Here is an 18,297-nt window from a genome sequence, read left to right on the forward strand (position 1 = left end):
CGGCGAAGCCTAGCGCGAATGCGCGCCGCCGATCAATCGTCACGCAGCACCGGGCACGAGCGAATCGAAAGCCATGCGATACCGGCACACGAGCGCCGAAACGAAACCATCGCCACGCTCGATGCACTGCCCGCATGCCAGCCGCCGACGCGCTCACGCCGCTCGCCATGCCGCTCGACGAAAGCCGTCGCGACTTCCACCGCGCGTGCGACGTCTCCTTCATCGCATCAAAAGAACGCCACCCACGCACGCCGCGCCCGCTATCCCCGCGCGCCCAACCGCTCCGCCAGAAACCCGATGAACGTGCGCAGCGTGACGAACCCTTCACGGTGCTGCGGAAACACCGCGTTCAGCGTGATCGGCGACGGCGCATACGCATCGAGCACTGGCACGAGCGCGCCGCTGTCGAGCGCCGCGCCGACGATGAAATGCGGCAGCAGCGCGATGCCGAGCCCTGCGATCGCCGCGTCGCGCACGACTTCGCCGTTGTTCGCGACGAGCGGCCCCTGCACGTCGAACGTGCGCGCCGCGCCGTCGACCCGGAATTCCCAGCCCACACGCCGCTCGCGCCCGTACATCAGGCACGTATGGCCGGCGAGGTCGGCCGGTGTCGCGGGCGCGCCCTGTCGCTTCAGATACGCGGGGCTCGCGCACGCGATCATTTCCCAGGCGGCCAGCGGCCGCGCGATCAGCGTCGAATCCTCGAGCGTGCCGATCCGCAGCACGAGATCGAAGCCCTCGCCGATCAGGTCGACACGCCGGTCGGTCAGGTCGACGTTGAGCCGTACGGCCGGATGCGCGGACAGGAATTCGGCGATCAGCGGCGACACGTGCGTGATCCCGAACGACAGCGGCGCGCTGATCTTCAGCGAGCCGTGGAGCTCGGTGCTGCGCACCGACATCGCCTGCTCGGCGTCGGCGACCTCGGCGAGGATCCGCTGCGCGCGCGCATAGAACTCCTGCCCCGATTCCGTGACCGCGAGATTGCGCGTATTGCGATGCAGCAAACGTACGCCGAGCGCCGCCTCGAGCGCCATCGTGCGCCGGCTCACGAACTGCTTGGAGAGCATCAGTTGATCGGCCGCCGCCGTGAAGCTGCCCGCATCGACGGTCGCGACGAAGATCCTCAGGTCGTTGAATTCCATATTGTCCACCTCAGAGTGACAGTCATTATCTCCACAGCCATTTATTTGTCAAATCGATTGACCTAAGATTCATCTCAACGAACGGCCGAACCCACTTCCGAGGTCCGGCGATTTCCAGGAAAAAATCATGATCGAGACTCGTGCAGCAGACCAACGTGGCCGTGCCGAGCATGGCTGGCTCAGCTCCCGTCACACGTTTTCTTTCGCGAACTACTACGATCCAAAGCAGGTCGGCTTTTCCGACCTGCTGGTGATCAACGACGACCGCGTCGCGCCGGGCCGCGGCTTCGGCACGCACCCGCACCGCGACATGGAAATCCTGTCGTACGTGCTCGATGGCGCGCTGGAGCACAAGGATTCGATGGGCACCGGTTCGGTGATCGTGCCGGGTGACGTCCAGTTGATGAGCGCGGGTACGGGTGTGCGTCACAGCGAGTTCAACCACTCGCACGAGACGCCCGTTCACTTCCTGCAGATCTGGATCGGGCCGGCCGAGAAGGGCGCCGAGCCGCGCTATCAGCAGACGAATATCTCGGCAGACGACAAGCGCGGCAAGCTCACGCCGATCGTGTCGCCCGACGGTAACGGCGGTTCGCTGAAGATCCGCCAGGACACGCGGATCTACGCGGGCCTGTTCGACGGCGACGAACGCGCCACGCTCGAACTCGCACCGGATCGCTTCGCCTACGTGCATGTCGCACGCGGCAGCGTGACGGTCAACGGCGTGACGCTCGGCGAAGGCGACGGTGCACGTATCCGCGACGAGCAGGCGCTCACGTTCGCGGACGGCAAGGATGCCGAAGTGCTGGTATTCGACCTGCGTCCGGTCGAAGTGACGGCCGAGTGGGCATGACGCCCGTTCGGAACATCGGGCCCCACTGAAGGCGGGGCCTTCTTAATCGGAGATTCGCAACATGGCCAAGGTACTCGTTCTCTACTACTCGTCCTACGGGCACATCGAAACGATGGCGCAGCACGTCGCGGAAGGCGCGAAATCGGTGTCCGGCGTCGAGGTCACGCTCAAGCGCGTGCCTGAAACCATTCCCGTCGACCAGGCGAAGGCGATCGGCATCAAGGTCGACCAGGCCGCACCCGTCGCCACCGTGGACGAACTCGCGGGTTACGATGCGATCATCTTCGGCACACCGACCCGCTTCGGCAACATGGCCGGCCAGATGCGCACGTTCCTCGACCAGACCGGCGGCCTGTGGATGAAGGGTGCGCTCGTCGGAAAGATCGGCAGCGTGTTCGCGTCGACCGGCACGCAGCACGGCGGCCAGGAAACGACCATCACGTCGTTCCACACGACGCTGCTGCACCACGGGATGGTGATCGTGGGCGTGCCCTATGCGTGCAGCGGACTCGTCAACATGAACGAAATCACGGGCGGCACGCCGTACGGCGCGACCACGCTCGCGGGCGCGGACGGCAGCCGTCAGCCGAGCGCGAACGAACTCGACATCGCGCGCTACCAGGGCAAGCACGTCGCGGAACTCGCCGCGAAGCTCGCGTCGTAATGCGCGTGCCGCCTGCGCGGCACATGAGAACGCACGGCGCCGGTCGACCCGGCGCCGTTTTGCGTCGCGCGAGCGCCGGCCGTTACTGGCTCGATGCCGGCGCGGCCGGAGCGGGTGCGGGCGCCGCCTTCGTCGCGGGCGCCTTTTCCACCGCGTTCTGCGGATAGTTGCTCTGATCGTTGGTCAGCCGATAGCCGGTGCCCGTGCCGATCGCCTTCAGGTCCTTCGCGTGGCGCGCGCGGGCCGCCTTGCGGGCTGCCTTCTTCTGCGCCTTGTCGAGTTGCTTCTGCGTCGGTGCGGACGCCGGATCCTGCGCGTATGCCGCCGGCGCGGCGGTCAACAGCAGACCGAACGACGCCGTTACTGCCACTGCCACCGAAACCACGCGAGACTTCGTCATGGCCGGATCTCCTTGTCGATTGTTGGTTGTGGATCGAACGCCGGCGCGCACGCGACGGATGTCGGCGTGCGACCACGGCGCCGACGCAACGTTAGCCGATCGCTGCACAAATGTCCGTGCCGGTTCCTGAATTCTCCTGATAACGGCAACGATACATGTGCGGCAGACGCCCGGCCAGACGGCGCGGTCCATGCGCCATCAGGGAAACCGATAGCATCGCGCATGGCCGGCACCCGGCGCCGCTCAGATCCAGCGCGACAGCACCGGCAGCAGGACCGGCACGACAAATGCGGTCAGCACGCCATTCAGTCCCATCCCGAGGCCCGCGAACGCGCCGGCCTCCTCGCTCACCTGGAACGCGCGCGCGGTGCCGATCCCGTGCGACGCGACACCGAGCGCGAAACCGCGCACCGCCGGCTCGTCGATGCGCAGCGCGTTCAGGATCGCGCGGGCGCACACGGCGCCGAAAATCCCGGTCGAAATCACCAGCACGGCAGTCAGCGACGGAATCCCGCCGATCTCCTGCGCGACGGCCATCGCGATCGGCGTGGTCGCGGATTTCGGCGCGAGGGACGCGATCGTCTGGTGCGACGCGCCGAACAGCGCGGCGATCCCGACCGCGGACACGATCGCGGTCAGCGAGCCCGCGAGCAGCCCGACGAGCAGCGGCACTGCGGCGCGCCGCAGCTTCGACCACTGGCGGTACAGCGGCAGCGCCAGCGCGACGGTCGCCGGGCCGAGCAGGAAGTGAACGAACTGCGCGCCTTCGAAATACGTCGGATACGGCGTGCGCGTGATCGTCAACAGCACGACGATCAGCGCGACCGCGATCAGCACCGGATTCGCGAGCGGGTTGAAGCGCGCGCGTGCATAGACGGCCTGTGCGATCAGGTACGCGATCAATGTGATCGTCAGGCCGAGCAGCGGCGTGGCGGCGAGGTAGACCCAGATCGCGCCGAGTTTCGGGAAGGCCGTCATCGCGTGCCCTCCGCCGTGCCGTCCGCGCGCCGCTGGCGCCGCAGCAGTGCACGCGTGACGAGTGCGGTCACGGCGATCGCGAGCGACGTGCTCACCGCCAGCGCGACGACGACCGCGAGCGCATCGCCGCGCACGCGGTCGGCCGACACCATGATGCCGACACCGGCCGGCACGAACAGCAGCGACAGATGGCGCAGCAGCTCGAGCGCCGTCGGCTCGATCGCGTCGGCCATCTGCGGGCGCAGCATCACGAAGCCGAACAGCAGCAGCATGCCGATCACGGGGCCCGGCACCGGCAGGCCGAACAGATAGGACACCCCTTCCCCGAGACACTGGAAGGTCAGCAAGACCGCGAACGCCTGCAGCATGAAGCGCTTCTCCCGAACGTGGCCGCGCGATCGGGCAGGCGCGCGGCCGATGAGCCGGCGGCGTGCCGCGCCGGCGTGGACGATACGCGCGATCGTATCAACAAAGGCAGCCGGGCGGGCCATCGGCGCGGTGCGCGACCGTGGGCAACCGCCCAGCAGCCGGATCGAATCGATGCGACACTTGCCGCCGAACGATGCGAAAACGACGCACGCGTCGCGCATGCGGAGGCACCGCATACGCTCGGCGCGATCGAGTCATGGATTCGTTCGCAACGAATGCGCGCCGCACGGCGCGCGTGAAACACGCATGACCGGCCGGGCCACCTGCCCGCGCCGCATCAAGGAGAGGGTTCAATGTTTTCGTGGTTTGAACGGCGCCTGCCGACATTCCCGCTCGAGGATCCCGTCACGCCGCCGAAGGGATTCTTCTCGTTCGTCTGGGCGTGCACGAAAGGCGCGCGCGGCTGGATCCTGCTGATCGCGCTGACGTCGGCCGCGCTCGCGGCATACGAGGCGGCGCTGTTCGCGATGATGGGGCGCGTGGTCGACTGGCTGTCGTCGGCCACGCCGGCCGACTTCGGCGTCCGCCACTTCGGCACGCTTGCCGGTTTCGCGGCGATCCTCGCGGGCAGCGCATTGCTGATCGCACTGCATACGATGATCAAGCATCAGGTGCTCGCGATCAACTTCCCGATGCGGCTGCGATGGCTGTTTCACCGGCTGATGCTCGACCAGAGCCTGTCGTTCTACGCGAACGAGTTCGCGGGCCGCGTGACGACCAAGATCATGCAGACCGCACTTGCCGTGCGGGACGCGCTGTTCATGTCCGTCGACGTCGTGATCGGCGTCGGCGCGTACCTGATCGGCATCCTCGCGCTCGCGGCGAGCTTCGACTGGCGGCTGATGATTCCGCTCGCGCTGTGGGCGCTCGGCTACGGCGCGGCGTGTGCGTATTTCGTGCCGCGCCTGGGTGCGGTCGGCAGCCGGCAGGCCGACGCACGCGCGTTGATGACGGGCCGCATCACCGACGCCTATTCGAACATCACGACCGTGAAGCTGTTCTCGCACACGCGCCGGGAAGCCGACCACGCGCGGCGCGCGATGGAAGCGTTCAAGGTGACCGGCGATGCGCAGATGCGGCTCGTCGGCGCGTTCGAGGTCGTCAACCATCTGCTGTCGACGCTGCTGCTGGTCGGCTCGACCGGCGTCGCGCTTTATCTGTGGCTGCACGGCGCGGCGAGCGCGGGCGTGGTCGCGGCCGTGATCGCGATGGCGCTGCGCCTGTCGAGCTATTCGCACTGGATCATGTGGGAGATGACTGAGCTGTTCGAGAATGTCGGCACGATCCAGGACGGCATCAACACGCTGACGAAAGTGCGCAGCGTGGTCGACGCCCCCGATGCGAAGACGCTCACCGTGCAGCACGGCGGCATCGTGTTCGACAACGTGCGCTTCGCGCACGAGGACAACGACACGCCTGTGTTCGACGGGCTGAACCTGACGATCCGGCCCGGCGAGCGAATCGGCCTCATCGGCCGCTCGGGCGCCGGCAAGTCGACACTCGTGAACCTGCTGCTGCGCTTCTACGACGTGGATGGCGGTGCGATCCGGATCGACGGGCAGGACATCGCGCACGTGACGCAGGACAGCCTGCGCGCGGCGATCGGGATGGTCACGCAAGATACGTCGCTGCTGCACCGGACGATGCGCGAGAACATCCTGTACGGCCGTCCCGACGCGACCGAGCACGAAATGCACGACGCGGCCGTGCGCGCTGAAGCGTCCGACTTCATCGAGCGGCTGCGCGACCGGCATGGGCGCGGCGGCTACGACGTCGAGGTCGGCGAGCGCGGCGTGAAGCTGTCGGGTGGCCAGCGACAGCGCGTGGCAATTGCGCGCGTGATGCTCAAGGACGCACCGATCCTCGTGCTTGATGAAGCCACCAGCGCGCTCGACTCCGAAGTCGAAGTCGCGATTCAGCGCAGCCTCGACACCCTGATGCGCGGCAAGACGGTGATCGCGATCGCGCACCGGCTGTCGACGATCGCAGCGATGGACCGGCTGATCGTGCTCGACGAAGGGCGCATCGTCGAGGAAGGCACGCACCTGCAGCTGCTTCAGGCTGGCGGCATTTATGCGGCGCTGTGGGCGCACCAGAGTGGCGGGTTTCTCGGCGAGACGGCGGATGCCGAGGGCGCGGCGCAGTAAGACACGCCAACGCGTCGGGCATTCGTCACTCGCGTGGATGCCCGGTGTCGCGCGTCGTCGAACCTGTTGCACGCACAACGATACGGCGACACGCCGCGCGCCTCATAACGATTCGACAATTTATTGGTTCCCTCGACGATGCGCCACCCGTATCGTTCACCGACTCGTCAGACCTATCGACCAACGGGGGAATCCAACAATGAAACGAATCCGGTCATTCGCACTGCTCGCTCTTCCGGCCTCGCTCTACGCCGTTGGCGCGCACGCACAAAGCAGCGTCACGCTGTACGGCATCGCCGATGCGGGCATCGCTTACGTGCACAACGTGCAGAACGCCAACGGCAGCAATGCGTCGAACCTCGTCAGGTTCAGCAGCGGCAACCTGTCGGGCAGCCGCTGGGGGCTGCGCGGCATCGAGGATCTCGGCAGCGGGTTGTCCGCACTGTTCCAGCTCGAGAACGGCTTCAACATCGGCACCGGCGCACTCGGCCAGGGCGGACGCGAATTCGGCCGCAAGGCGATCGTGGGCCTCGCGAGCAACACCTACGGCACCGTGACGCTCGGCCGCCAGTACGATCCGGTCGTCGATCTCGTGCAGGGCCTCACCGAGGACAACTACTTCGGCGGCGTGTTCTCGACGCCGGGCGACCTGGACAACTACGACAACAGCCTGCGCGTCAGCAATTCGGTGAAGTACACGAGTCCGCTGATCTCCGGCTTCCAGTTCGCCGCGCTGTACGGCTTCGGCGGCGTCGCAGGCGCGACCGGCAGCGGCCGCACCTACAGCTTCGGCCTGAGCTACGCGAACGGACCGCTGTCGCTCGGCGCCGGCTACTTCTTCGCCAATGGCGGCTCCACGGTCGCAGGCGGTGTGCGCACGTGGTCGAGCAGCTCGGACACACTGTTCAACACCGTGATCAACCAGGGCTTCTCGAGCGCGAAGTCGATCCAGATCGTGCGCGTGGCCGGCCAGTATGTGGCGGGGCCGGCGACCTTCGGCCTCGCTTATTCGAACACGCAGTACGGCGCGGACACGCTGTCGGCCTTCACGCAGAACGCGAAGTTCAACAACGGCTCGGCGTTCTTCAACTGGCAGTTCTCGCCGGCGCTGCGCGCAGGCGTCGGCTACAACTACACGTCGCTCACGGGCCCCACTTCCGCGCACTACAACCAGGTGAACCTCGGCGCGGACTACGCATTGTCGAAGCGTACCGATCTGTATGCGCTGTTCGGCTACCAGAAGGCGAGCGGCAAGACGCTGAACGCGAGCGGCGCGATCGTGAAGGCCGCGGCATCCGTCGGCTCGTATGGCGTGAACTCGGGTACCGATACACAGGAACTCGCGATCGTCGGCATCCGCCACAAGTTCTGACGGCGCGCCGTCCCGTCGCAATGAGCGGCACACGCACGCCGTGGTGTGCGTGTGTCGCGCGGTGCGCATCGGCTCAATGTCGTCGCATTCCGCCGAAGCCGTGCTCCCCGCCGACGAAGGTCGGGCCATGGTGAAAGCCGGTGCCCATCGGCACGCCGACTCGCCCACGCATGCCGCCGTCGAAGTGACCGAAGTGGTCGAAGTGGTCGAAGTGATGGCGATGATGGAAACGGTCGATGAAAACGAAACCGACGCCCGCGCCGACGAACACCGCCGGCCCCCAGTACCACGGGTCGGCGTAAGGATAGGCGGTGTCCGGATACCACACGATGCTGCCGTCCTGGCTTTGCATCATCTGCCAGGTGCCGTCGCTTTGCCGACACGCGCGCCCGACGATCTGCTGCTCCGTGCCGTCGATTTCCGCTTGCACGACGACCGCACGGCAACGGGCGCCTTCGTCCAGCGTGTCGTCGTACGTTTGCGCAAGCACGCATACTGAACAGCCGAGACAGGCGACGCCCATCCCTGCCCGAAACAAGTTGCACATGATCGGCTCCTGCATGACTGTCCCGACCAGTCGACCTTGGCGTCACGATCAACGCCCGGCTTCGTACACGGTCACCCGACCATTAGACGATGTAGCGTGCCGGATTATTCTAGGGGTCGGGGTACGAATGCGCGACGCGGGAACCGCCGACGATCACGCGCCATGCGAGCGCCGGACGATGCAGTAGACGCCCGCCGCAACGACACCGAAGCTCACGTGCGCAACCAGCGTGATCACGCCGCGCGCCGCAACGAACCACGGGAAAATCGCGGTGAATGCGTGCAGGTTGATGCCGTAGAGAACGAGCCCGAACGCGCCGCCCGCGAGCAGCGCGGCGCCGGGCGACAGGTCACGGACCAGCTTCGCCAGCATGACCGTATAGGCAAGCGACAGCGCCGCATGCACAACCGTCGCCACGCCCATGACCGCCGGATCGAAGCCCGTGGACGCACCGAGCACGGATCGCCCCATCACGAGGGCGGCCGTCAGGCGCGCATCGCGAAGCAGGTTGTGAAAGGCGTCTTCTCCGGCGATCGGCCAGAGCAGCAGCTCGATGGCCGTCGAGCCGAACGCTGCGCCGAATGCCGCCCAGAGAATCGGGACCAGACCGGTCTGCTTCAAGCGCCACCCTCCGCGATGCCCGTCCGCCGTGCGGACTTACAAAGGACGCTCGCAGTCCGTCCAGTACGCGAACGGATCGCGATGCTTCGGGTAGTGCTCGTCGAGCCATTTCAGCAACGTCGCACGCGCGTTGTCCAGGTCGGCCTTCGACGACGACGTCGTCAGCTCGTGCACTTCGACGGACTTTTCCCGATCCATCACGTAGCAGTTCCAGTCGGGGCCGTCGAGATCCGGATCGTCCGACGCCTTCGACGACTTGCGCCAGCCGACTCCCTTGCGCGCATCGATGTAGTAGCGCGGATGCACTTTCAGATACGACATCTCGCCGCCCTGCAGGCTGCTTTCCGCGCGCAGCACGTCGCGCTCGTCGACGATCTGCGTGACTTCCGGCAGCCGGCGCGAGCGCCAGCCGGCCGGCAGCGTCGCCGTCGCCCGCACGGCGTCGTACGGTCCCCAGGTGAGGCCCCAGGCTTCGGCCATGCGCTTCATGAACGCATCCGCGCCCGGATAGCCGCGCAGCTGGATTCTCGTCGACAACGTGACTTCGACGCGGCCGTCGGCGCCGGCGGGGTCGCCTGCCGCTTCGAACGGATTGCCCGGACGCGACGCGCGCTGCTGCGCATCCGCGGGCGCCATGCCCGAAAACAGCTGGTCGAGCGCCGCACGCGCTTTCGACGACTTGTCTGGTCTATTCATTACTCACTCTCTCCCTCTGCATCCGCACGTCTGCAAAAACTGTCGATTCTCGTTCATCTTCGGGTCTCGCGGTTTTCCGCGGTCGCATTGTCGACGATCCAGTGGCCGCGGTCGAGCACCAGCGGCGCCGGCGCACGTTGTGTCGCGGGTTCCGACGCTGCCGCCCCTACCCCAGCGCCGCCCGCATCCGCTCCATCAGCGCGAGCACTTCCGGGCGATTCTCGCCCTTCGCATGCACGAAGTGATACCTCAGCAGCGACTCGACTTCATGCCGGCTCACGCGCACGAGCGCGCTGCGCCTGAGATACGCGTCCGCTAGCGGCATCCGCGCCAGTGCCACGCCGAGCCCCGCTTCGGCGGCCGCGAGCACCAGGTTGTAGTCCTCGAAGCGGCGATCCTGCGCGCGCGGCTTGAACGCAATGCCGAGCGCGTCGAACCACGTACGCCAGCCGGTCACGTCGGAGTCGTGCAAGAGCGGCACCTCGAGCAGCGCGGCGTCGCCGTTTCGACGGCGCAGCGCGGCCAGCTGCGCGGCGAGTCGCGGATGCGCGACCGGGTAAAGCGTCTCCGGCATGAACTCGCGGGTCTCGAGCTGACGCCAGTTGCCGCGCCCGTACCGGATCGACAGATCCGCTTCACCGGCGGCGATGTCCACGTTGCGAAGCTCGATGCCGAGCTCGATGCGCAACGCGGGCGCCTCGTTCTCGAGCGCATGCTGGCGCTCGAGCAGCCAGAGCTGCGCGAACGCCGGCACCACGCTCATCCTGACCAGTCGCGGCGTGCGCGGCGTACGCCACTGATCGGCCGCGCCATCGATGATCGCGAACGCCTGTTCGATCCGGCCGACGAAGCGCTGGCCGTCCGGCGTCAGCCGCACACCGCGCGCATGACGTTCGAACAACGCCATGCCCAGCCAGTTCTCGACGGCCGCCACGCGTCGGCTGATCGCGCCATGCGTGACGCCGGAGGCGTCGGCGGCCGCCAGAAAGGAACCCTGGCGCGCCACCGTGCAGACCGTCTCAAGGCTGGCAAGCGGCGGCCGCGGGGCAGGTGCCGGCGTGACGGCCGGCAGCGCGTTCGCAACGCGCCGCCGCACGCGCATCGAGCTGTGAGCCATATTCATACCCGCGTGTTGATCTGTGCGCTAGCTTAACATCTGACCACGCCGCACCATTGCCGCATGAACACACTTTCCCCTCCGTCGTCGCGCGGCGCGCGACTGCCGCTCGTCGCGGCCGGCGCGGTGGCATTCACGATCGTCTCGTGGGCCTCCGCTTTTCCGTTCATCCGGATCGGCCTGCAAGGGCTGGCCCCGCTGCAGCTCGCGGCCGCACGCTTCGCGACCGCGGCCGTGCTCGTGATCGCATGGCTCGCGTGGCGACGGCCGAACATCCCGGCCAAAGGCGACGCGTTGCGCTTTCTCGTCTGCGGCTTGCTCGGCATCGCGTTCTACAACGCGCTGCTCAATACCGGCGAGCAGACTGTATCGGCCGGCGCGGCGAGCTTCATCGTCAACACGCTGCCGATCTTCACGGCGCTGTTGGCCGCGATATTTCTGCGCGAACGCTTCAATCGCTGGGGATGGCTCGGCTCACTGGTCAGCCTGGCCGGCATCGCCGTGATCGCGCACGGACAGCCAGGCGGTCTCGTCCTCGGCTCAGGGAGCACGCTGATTCTCGGCGCCGCACTGTGTTCTGCCAGCTATTTCGTGTTGCAGCGGCGGCTGATTCCCGTGTACGGCGCGCTGCCCTGCGCCGCGTATACGTTGCTGGCCGGTGCGCTGCTGCTCACGCCATGGTTGCCCGGCGCGCTCGTGTCGCTCGGCGGCGGCGCTTCGCGCGACACCGCGCTCGCCGTCCTGGTGCTCGGCGTCTTTCCCGCCGCGCTGGGCTATGCGACGTGGACCTTCGCGCTCGGCTACTTCGGCGCGGCGCGCGCCGCCAATTTCCTGTACCTGACACCGGCTGTCGCGACTGCGCTGTCGATGGCGCTGACCGGCGAGCGCCCCGGCATCGAGACGGTGTGCGGCGGCCTGCTGGCAATTGCCGGCGTGATATTCGTGGCCCTGCGCGGACGGACATAGGAGGCGCGCGGTTTCGCCGGACGGCGACACTTGCTCGAAGAACGACTCGACGCGGTTTGGCCAGGCGGGCCCCGTCCACTGCGAAACGGGGACGCACATGCAGTTTCGACACCTCGCGCCAATTCACCGATGCCGGCGGACTTGACCGTTAGTTGCATCAAACGAATGGCAGCTTCGCCGCGACGTAATGACGAAAGTGTGCAGACAAACCGACCGAACAGTTCTCGATTGATTGCATCGCACTGTCCATGGTCAGCGGTGGCGGCCCGGTCGAATAATCAGAGCAATCGACGGTTCGGAACGGCCACATCCGCGCGAAAAGACCGCGCAGTCGCATCACATTTGCGCAAGGCTGGGCAATTCGCGGAAGCGGGCGCAAACGGGTTCGGATATATTCATACCAATTGCATGTCGTCAGACGAAATCGCCCGCTCGCTCGGACTCGGCCAGGCGCCGACGTTGTGCGTCGGCCTCGACAACCGGCGACATGCAAGCCGAACCCGTCACGGGTCACGGAGACTCGTCCGGCACGCCGACGCCTCACGAGGGCGCGCGGCGCACCGGGCGGCAATAGAAATATCAATCAACGGAGATGGCAGATGGAACGAAGCATTGTCGGCATGCGCTGCAAACCCCTGATGACCGTCGCGCTGGCCGCCGCCGCATTTGCGGCCGCGTCGGGCGCGATGGCCGACCAGGTAGTGAAGATCGGCAGCGTCGAACCGACGACGGGTGGCATTTCGCACCTCGGCAAGGACAACGAGAACGGCGCACGCCTCGCGGTCGAGGAAATCAATGCGAAGGGCCTGACGATCGGCGGCAAGAAGATCACGCTGCAGCTCGACGCGCAGGATGATGCGGCCGACCCGCGCCAGGCCACGCAGGTTGCGCAGAAGCTCGTCGACGACAAGGTCGTCGCCGTCATCGGCCACCTGAACTCGGGCACGTCGATCCCGGCGTCGAAGATCTACAGCGACGCGGGCATCGTGCAGATCTCGCCGTCGGCCACGAACCCGACTTACACGCAGCAGGGCTTCAAGACCACGTATCGCGTGGTCGCCACCGATGCGCAGCAAGGCCCGGCACTCGCGAGTTACGCGCAGTCGAAGGGCGTGAAGAGCGTGGCGGTGATCGACGATTCGACCGCTTACGGCCAGGGTCTCGCGAACGAATTCGAGAAGAAGGCGAAGGCGCTCGGCCTGAAGGTGCTGTCGCACGACGCGACCAACGACAAGGCCGTCGACTTCCGCGCGATTCTGACCAAGGTCAAGGGCGAGAATCCGGACGCCATCATGTACGGCGGCATGGACGCCACCGGCGGCCCGCTCGCGAAGCAGGCGAAGCAGCTCGGCCTGCGCGCGAAGATCCTGTCCGGCGACGGCGTGTGCACCGACTCGCTGGCCGAGCTGGCCGGCCCGGCAGCCGACAACGTGCTGTGCTCGCAGGCCGGCGCGGCGCTCGAGAAGATGCCGGGCGGCGCGGCGTTCCTCGCCAAGTACCAGAAGCGCTTCAACCAGGGCATCAAGTTCGATGCGCCGTTCGCGTACGACGCGGTCTACATCGCGGTCGACGCCATGAAGCGCGCGAACTCGACGGACCCGGCGAAGATCCTCGCGGCGATGCCGTCGACGAAGTACGAAGGCGTGATTGGCACGACGACGTTCGACGCGAAGGGCGACCTGACGCACGGGATCATCTCGATCTACGGCTACAAGAGCGGCAAGAAGACCTTCCTCGACCAGGTGAAGATGTAACGCCCCACGACGCCGGCACGACGGGAACGCCATCCGTCGGCGCCGGCGCCGCGCGGTGCCGATTCAAGTTTTGCGGAGATGAAGCGACATGTGTGCAATGGCGTATGCGGAATTTCAACAGGAGTTGAAGAAAGCGCAGTTGACGGCGCGAGAATTCGCCCGTTTGATCCGGATGAACGAAAGTTCCATCACGAACTATTCGAGCAAGGGCACCGTCCCTTCCCACCTCGCGGTCATCGCGACGCTGATCGGCGCGCTGGCCGCGCACGAGATCGATTTCCGGCACGTCATCGGTAAAACGGGCATCGAGCCGAAACGGCCGCGCGGCGTCGGCGCGTTTCCTGCGGCGCGCAAGCCGCGCGTGCGCAAGACCGCGAAAGCCGGTTCCTGAGCCGCGGCGGGCGTTGGCCCAGGCACCGCACGTGCCGTTCGATCCGGCACGCGCTCGATCCCGCCACGCGCGCTGCCACGCCACACTCCCAGCCGCCCGTCACCTCGCCGCACGTACGTGATCGAGCAGCGCCTGCAGCGGATGACGCACCTGACGCGCGGACATGCGCTTCACCTGGCTGCGGCACGAATACCCGGTGGCCAGTGCTTCACCCTCCGCTTCCGGCGCATCGACATGCGCGGCCCACGATTGCGCGTAGATCGTCCGTGACGTCTGCAGGTTGCGCGACTCGTGCCCGTAAGTCCCCGACATCCCGCAACACCCGGTCGCCTGCACCTTCAACCGCAGCCCGCGCCGCGCGAATACCTGGACCCATTGCTTGCCGCTATCCGCCGCGTTGGTTTTCTCCGTGCAGTGCAGCAGCAACCGGTACGGCGCCACCGCCTCATCCGCCGCCCCATCCGCTTCCGGCAACGCCTGCAGCAACCACTCCTGCGGCAGCGCGACCTTCGGCACATCGGCGAGCCCCGTCACCTTCAGGTATTCCTGCCGATACGTCAGCGTCATCGCCGGATCGAGCCCGACGAGCGCAACACCCGAGCGCGCGAGCGCGGCCAGTTGCGTCGCGTTGCGAATCGCCGCTTGCTCGAACGCGCGAAGGAAACCCTGCACGTGCAGCGCCTTGCCGTTCGGCGCAAGCGGCGCGAGCCACACCTGGAAGCCCACGCGCGCGGCCAGCTCGATCAGCGTCGCCAGTTGCTCGGTGTCGAAATAGCGCGTGAACGTGTCCTGCACGATCACGACGCTGCGCGCGCGCTGCGCATCGCTCAATTCGGCAAGCGCGCGCGCGTCGGCCGGCCGCACGTTCCACTGCCGGATCACGGCCGCGAGGTCGAAGCGGCTCAGGAGCGGGCTGTCGACCATGCCGACGTGCCGCTCGAGCAGCGTGCGTACCCAACCGGCGCGCATCAGGCCGTTGTACAGCGCGGGCACGCGCGCCATCCACGGCATCGTGAATTCGAGCGAGCCGATCAGATAGTCGCGCAGCGGCCGCAGGTAGCGCTGGTGATAGAGCTCGAGAAAGCGCGATCGGAACTCGGGCACGTTGACCTTGACCGGGCATTGCCCCGCACACGACTTGCACGCGAGGCAGCCGGCCATCGCGTCGTACACCTCGTGCGAGAAATCGGCTTCGCCGTCGCGCGCGGCGCGGCTGTTGCGCCAGCGGGTCAAGAGGCCACGCACGAACGGCTGCCGCGCGCGCGCCGCCGCGACGACGTCGATGCCCGCCTGTCCTTGCAGACGCAACCATTCGCGCATCAGCGACGCGCGCCCCTTCGGCGACTGCACGCGTTCGCGCGTCGCCTTCCACGACGGGCACATCGCGTCGTCCGGATCGAAGTTGTAGCACGCGCCGTTGCCGTTGCAGTGCATCGCCGTGCCGTAGCTCTGCCATACGCGCTCGTCGATCTGCCGGTCATGCTCGCCGCGCGTCGGCACTTCGTCGACCTTCAGCAGCCGCAGCGTGTTGTCCGGCGGCGTCGCGATCTTGCCCGGGTTGAACTGGTTGTGCGGATCGAACGCGGCCTTCAGCTGCTGCAGCGACGGATATAACTCGCCGAAAAACGCCGGCGCATATTCGGAGCGCACGCCCTTGCCGTGTTCGCCCCATAACAGGCCACCATGCCGCTGCGTGAGTTCGGCCACCGCGTCCGACACCGGCCGCACCAGCGCGGCCTGCTTCGGATCCTTCATGTCGAGCGCCGGGCGCACGTGCAGCACGCCTGCGTCGACATGGCCGAACATCCCGTACTGCAGCCCGTGGCCGTCGAGCAGCGCGCGGAATTCGGCGATGTATGCGGCGAGATTTTCGGGCGGCACCGCGGTGTCCTCGACGAACGGTTGCGGACGCGCCTCGCCCTGCACGTTGCCGAGCAGCCCGACCGCGCGCTTGCGCATCGCGTACACGCGCTTCACCGCATCGTCGCCGGTCGCGAGCGTGTGGCCCAGCCGCTCGACGCTCGTGTCGGTGCGCAAATGCTCGACGAACGCACGCACCCGTGCATCGACGTCGTCGGCATCGTCGCCGCTGAATTCGATCAGGTTGATGCCGAGCGTCGGACGCGCGTCGTCCTGCGGGAAATACTCGGCCACGCTGCTCCACACGAAATCCTTCATCGCGAGCATCAGCACCTTCGAGTCGACCGTCTCGATCGACAGCGGCTTGAGTTCGAGCAGCGCACGCGCATCGCGCAGCGCGTCCATGAAGCCGGCGTAGCGCACATTGACGAGCACCGAATACTTCGGGATCGGCAGCACGTTCAGCTTCGCCTCGACGACGAAGCCGAGCGAGCCTTCAGCGCCGCACAGCACGCTGTTCAGGTTGAAGCGGCCGTCCGCCTCGCGCAGGTGCGCGAGATCGTATCCGGTCAGGCAGCGATTGAGCTTCGGAAACTTCGCGTCGATCAGACCTGCCTTCTCGTCGATGATGCCGCGCGCGGTGCGATAGACCTTCCCGACACGGTCCTGCCGCGCACAGCGGCGTTCCAGTTCGTCGTCCGCAAGCGCGTCGCTGTGCAGCTGCTCGCCGCCCATCAGCACGAAGTCGAGCGCGAGCACGTGGTCGCGTGTCTTGCCGTACGTGCAGCTGCCCTGCCCGCTCGCGTCGGTGTTGATCATCCCGCCGACCGTCGCGCGGTTCGACGTCGACAGCTCGGGCGCGAAAAAGAGCCCGTGCGGCTTCAGCGCGGCGTTGAGCTGGTCCTTGACGACGCCCGCCTGCACGCGCACCCAGCGCTCGTCCGCGTTGATTTCCAGGATCCGGTTCATGTTGCGCGACAGATCCACGACCACGCCGTCGGTCAGCGACTGCCCGTTGGTGCCCGTGCCGCCGCCGCGCGCCGCCACCGCGACGTCGCGGTGCGCGGGCTCGGCGAGCAGTCGCGCGAGCAGCCGCACGTCGTCCGCATGCGCGGGGCAGATCACCGCCTGAGGCAAGCGCTGGTAGATCGAGTTGTCGGTCGCGTGCACGGTCCGGTTCGCATGGTCCGCGCGGATTTCGCCTGCGAATCCTGCCGCCTGCAGGGCGGCGAGAAAGTCGCGGTAACGGGCCTCGGGCGGGCTGACGGGACGGGGCAACGGAGTGATCGACATGGGATGAAAGCGCAGTGTGGGTGGAGCCGGTGCTCGGCCTCGCGCGGAAACATGAGTTTTGAGCAAGATTCCATGCGAGCCGGAAATCCAGTATCTTGCGGATCAATGCAATAAACAAACGAATTCTTCCCCGGCAACACTTGCATAAAACTCATGAATTACCGTCGTCTGACTCCGTCCATGTCGTTGCTGTTGGTGTTCGAGGCCGCAGCGCGCCACGAAAGCTATACGCGCGCGGCCGACGAGTTGTCGCTGAGCCAAAGCGCGATCAGCCGGCAGGTCCAGACGCTCGAGGATCAGCTCGGCGTGTCGCTGTTCCGGCGTGAGGGCCGCTCCGTAAAGCTGACGGAAGTCGGGCGCCGCTACTTCGTCGAGCTGAGCGGCGCGCTCGGGCGCATTCGCGGCGCGACGCTGCAAGCGATGTCGCATCAGGCCGGCGCCGGCACGCTGCGGCTCGCGACCCTGCCGACCTTCGGCTCGAAATGGCTGCTGCCGCACTTGCACGATTTCTATGCCGCGCATCCGGGCGTGACCGTGCACCTGCATTCGCGGATCGGCGGCATCGACTTCCATACCGACGACCTCGACGCGGCCATCACCGTCGGCGCGGGCGACTGGCCCGGCCTGCACGCGCACCGGCTGTACAACGAGTTCCTGATCGCGATCGCGAGCCCCGACACGGCCGGGCGCCGCAAGGCCGGCCCGCGCGCGCCGGCGTGGGCAGTGGGGCAGACGCTGCTGGGTGTGACGAGCAATCAGCACGCGTGGGCCGAATGGTTCTCGCGTTTCGGGCTCGATCATCGCGAGATGCGGATCGGCCCCAGTTTCGAGCTGACGTCGCACCTGATCCAGGCCGTGCGGGCCGGGATGGGGATCGGCCTCGTGCCGAAGGTGCTGGTGGAGGACGAGCTGAGCCGCAACGAACTCGTGTCGATCGGCGACGCGATCACCAGCCAGCGCAGCTACTACCTCGTGTATCCACCGGAAAACGACACGCTGCCGTCGCTGGTGGCGTTTCGGGAATGGCTGCTGAAATCGTGCTGACGTGCGAGCGGATGGACGGC

At 66.9% G+C, this 18,297-nt stretch carries 17 protein-coding genes; 8 read left to right on the plus strand and 9 right to left on the minus strand.

Translation table 11 applies throughout. The features are described 5' to 3' along the window. Window positions 1-260 precede the first annotated feature (260 nt). Complete coding sequence (locus tag WI26_RS29745) at window positions 261-1,145, minus strand: LysR family transcriptional regulator (protein ID WP_059540284.1); 885 nt, start codon at window positions 1,143-1,145, stop codon at window positions 261-263. Window positions 1,146-1,272: 127 nt separating this feature from the next. On the opposite strand from WI26_RS29745, the gene WI26_RS29750 reads away from it, so the two are divergent. Beyond that, window positions 1,273-1,998, plus strand: coding sequence for a pirin family protein (locus WI26_RS29750; RefSeq protein WP_069228210.1), 726 nt, complete (start codon window positions 1,273-1,275; stop codon window positions 1,996-1,998). A gap of 61 nt (window positions 1,999-2,059) precedes the next feature. Further along, entirely contained in the window at window positions 2,060-2,662 is a 603-nt protein-coding gene (wrbA, locus tag WI26_RS29755; RefSeq protein ID WP_069228211.1) for an NAD(P)H:quinone oxidoreductase, read from the plus strand. An 82-nt stretch (window positions 2,663-2,744) separates the two neighbouring features. Here the strand turns inward: wrbA and WI26_RS29760 are convergent, their stop codons facing one another. From WI26_RS29760 to WI26_RS29770, 3 genes are all read right to left on the minus strand, one after another. Then, a complete protein-coding gene (locus WI26_RS29760) occupies window positions 2,745-3,062 on the minus strand; it encodes a hypothetical protein (RefSeq protein ID WP_059509248.1) in 318 nt (105 codons plus the stop codon). A 243-nt stretch (window positions 3,063-3,305) separates the two neighbouring features. Continuing rightward, complete coding sequence (locus WI26_RS29765; protein ID WP_069228212.1) at window positions 3,306-4,040, minus strand: LrgB family protein; 735 nt, start codon at window positions 4,038-4,040, stop codon at window positions 3,306-3,308. Next, window positions 4,037-4,408 (minus strand): CidA/LrgA family protein, encoded by a 372-nt coding sequence (locus tag WI26_RS29770; RefSeq protein ID WP_069228372.1) that lies wholly within the window; start codon window positions 4,406-4,408, stop codon window positions 4,037-4,039. Before WI26_RS29770 ends, WI26_RS29765 begins: the two co-directional genes overlap by 4 nt. A gap of 354 nt (window positions 4,409-4,762) precedes the next feature. On the opposite strand from WI26_RS29770, the gene WI26_RS29775 reads away from it, so the two are divergent. Next, complete coding sequence (locus WI26_RS29775; protein WP_069228213.1) at window positions 4,763-6,616, plus strand: ABC transporter ATP-binding protein; 1,854 nt, start codon at window positions 4,763-4,765, stop codon at window positions 6,614-6,616. A gap of 199 nt (window positions 6,617-6,815) precedes the next feature. Next, entirely contained in the window at window positions 6,816-7,988 is a 1,173-nt protein-coding gene (locus WI26_RS29780; protein ID WP_060189257.1) for a porin, read from the plus strand. A gap of 73 nt (window positions 7,989-8,061) precedes the next feature. On the opposite strand, the gene WI26_RS29785 is transcribed toward WI26_RS29780, so the two are convergent. From WI26_RS29785 to WI26_RS29800, 4 genes are all read right to left on the minus strand, one after another. After that, window positions 8,062-8,535, minus strand: coding sequence for a hypothetical protein (locus tag WI26_RS29785; protein ID WP_069228373.1), 474 nt, complete (start codon window positions 8,533-8,535; stop codon window positions 8,062-8,064). 153 nt (window positions 8,536-8,688) lie between these two features. After that, complete coding sequence (locus WI26_RS29790; protein ID WP_059915641.1) at window positions 8,689-9,156, minus strand: hypothetical protein; 468 nt, start codon at window positions 9,154-9,156, stop codon at window positions 8,689-8,691. Window positions 9,157-9,192: 36 nt separating this feature from the next. Beyond that, window positions 9,193-9,852, minus strand: a complete 660-nt coding sequence (locus WI26_RS29795) for a hypothetical protein (RefSeq protein ID WP_060189259.1) — start codon at window positions 9,850-9,852, stop codon at window positions 9,193-9,195. Window positions 9,853-10,018: 166 nt separating this feature from the next. Beyond that, window positions 10,019-10,975 carry a LysR substrate-binding domain-containing protein gene (locus tag WI26_RS29800; RefSeq protein ID WP_069228214.1) on the minus strand — a complete coding sequence of 319 codons (957 nt, stop codon included), beginning with the start codon at window positions 10,973-10,975 and terminating at the stop codon, window positions 10,019-10,021. A gap of 57 nt (window positions 10,976-11,032) precedes the next feature. On the opposite strand from WI26_RS29800, the gene WI26_RS29805 reads away from it, so the two are divergent. From WI26_RS29805 to WI26_RS29815, 3 genes are all read left to right on the plus strand, one after another. Beyond that, entirely contained in the window at window positions 11,033-11,935 is a 903-nt protein-coding gene (locus WI26_RS29805; protein ID WP_059915640.1) for a DMT family transporter, read from the plus strand. Window positions 11,936-12,534: 599 nt separating this feature from the next. Further along, window positions 12,535-13,689, plus strand: a complete 1,155-nt coding sequence (locus WI26_RS29810) for a branched-chain amino acid ABC transporter substrate-binding protein (RefSeq protein WP_059536583.1) — start codon at window positions 12,535-12,537, stop codon at window positions 13,687-13,689. A gap of 88 nt (window positions 13,690-13,777) precedes the next feature. Continuing rightward, entirely contained in the window at window positions 13,778-14,080 is a 303-nt protein-coding gene (locus WI26_RS29815; RefSeq protein WP_059509270.1) for a hypothetical protein, read from the plus strand. A gap of 99 nt (window positions 14,081-14,179) precedes the next feature. Here WI26_RS29815 and WI26_RS29820 read toward each other — a convergent pair whose 3' ends face one another. After that, window positions 14,180-17,233, minus strand: coding sequence for an FAD-binding and (Fe-S)-binding domain-containing protein (locus tag WI26_RS29820; protein WP_069228215.1), 3,054 nt, complete (start codon window positions 17,231-17,233; stop codon window positions 14,180-14,182). A 153-nt stretch (window positions 17,234-17,386) separates the two neighbouring features. On the opposite strand from WI26_RS29820, the gene WI26_RS29825 reads away from it, so the two are divergent. Beyond that, window positions 17,387-18,277, plus strand: coding sequence for a LysR substrate-binding domain-containing protein (locus tag WI26_RS29825; protein ID WP_059509274.1), 891 nt, complete (start codon window positions 17,387-17,389; stop codon window positions 18,275-18,277). Window positions 18,278-18,297 lie beyond the last annotated feature (20 nt).

Origin of the sequence: Burkholderia diffusa (genome assembly GCF_001718315.1) — a bacterium.
GTDB lineage: Bacteria > Pseudomonadota > Gammaproteobacteria > Burkholderiales > Burkholderiaceae > Burkholderia > Burkholderia diffusa_B.

What these genes read in the sequence shown, in the direction of transcription:
- WI26_RS29820 (WP_069228215.1), bottom strand. Translation starts at nt 17,233, where the DNA reads ATGTCGATCACTCCGTTGCCCCGTCCCGTCAGCCCGCCCGAGGCCCGT.
- WI26_RS29805 (WP_059915640.1), top strand. Translation starts at nt 11,033, where the DNA reads ATGAACACACTTTCCCCTCCGTCGTCGCGCGGCGCGCGACTGCCGCTC.
- WI26_RS29810 (WP_059536583.1), top strand. Translation starts at nt 12,535, where the DNA reads ATGGAACGAAGCATTGTCGGCATGCGCTGCAAACCCCTGATGACCGTC.
- WI26_RS29795 (WP_060189259.1), bottom strand. Translation starts at nt 9,852, where the DNA reads ATGAATAGACCAGACAAGTCGTCGAAAGCGCGTGCGGCGCTCGACCAG.
- WI26_RS29770 (WP_069228372.1), bottom strand. Translation starts at nt 4,408, where the DNA reads ATGCTGCAGGCGTTCGCGGTCTTGCTGACCTTCCAGTGTCTCGGGGAA.
- WI26_RS29765 (WP_069228212.1), bottom strand. Translation starts at nt 4,040, where the DNA reads ATGACGGCCTTCCCGAAACTCGGCGCGATCTGGGTCTACCTCGCCGCC.
- WI26_RS29745 (WP_059540284.1), bottom strand. Translation starts at nt 1,145, where the DNA reads ATGGAATTCAACGACCTGAGGATCTTCGTCGCGACCGTCGATGCGGGC.
- WI26_RS29780 (WP_060189257.1), top strand. Translation starts at nt 6,816, where the DNA reads ATGAAACGAATCCGGTCATTCGCACTGCTCGCTCTTCCGGCCTCGCTC.
- WI26_RS29825 (WP_059509274.1), top strand. Translation starts at nt 17,387, where the DNA reads ATGAATTACCGTCGTCTGACTCCGTCCATGTCGTTGCTGTTGGTGTTC.
- WI26_RS29775 (WP_069228213.1), top strand. Translation starts at nt 4,763, where the DNA reads ATGTTTTCGTGGTTTGAACGGCGCCTGCCGACATTCCCGCTCGAGGAT.
- wrbA (WP_069228211.1), top strand. Translation starts at nt 2,060, where the DNA reads ATGGCCAAGGTACTCGTTCTCTACTACTCGTCCTACGGGCACATCGAA.
- WI26_RS29815 (WP_059509270.1), top strand. Translation starts at nt 13,778, where the DNA reads ATGTGTGCAATGGCGTATGCGGAATTTCAACAGGAGTTGAAGAAAGCG.
- WI26_RS29760 (WP_059509248.1), bottom strand. Translation starts at nt 3,062, where the DNA reads ATGACGAAGTCTCGCGTGGTTTCGGTGGCAGTGGCAGTAACGGCGTCG.
- WI26_RS29750 (WP_069228210.1), top strand. Translation starts at nt 1,273, where the DNA reads ATGATCGAGACTCGTGCAGCAGACCAACGTGGCCGTGCCGAGCATGGC.
- WI26_RS29785 (WP_069228373.1), bottom strand. Translation starts at nt 8,535, where the DNA reads ATGTGCAACTTGTTTCGGGCAGGGATGGGCGTCGCCTGTCTCGGCTGT.
- WI26_RS29800 (WP_069228214.1), bottom strand. Translation starts at nt 10,975, where the DNA reads ATGAATATGGCTCACAGCTCGATGCGCGTGCGGCGGCGCGTTGCGAAC.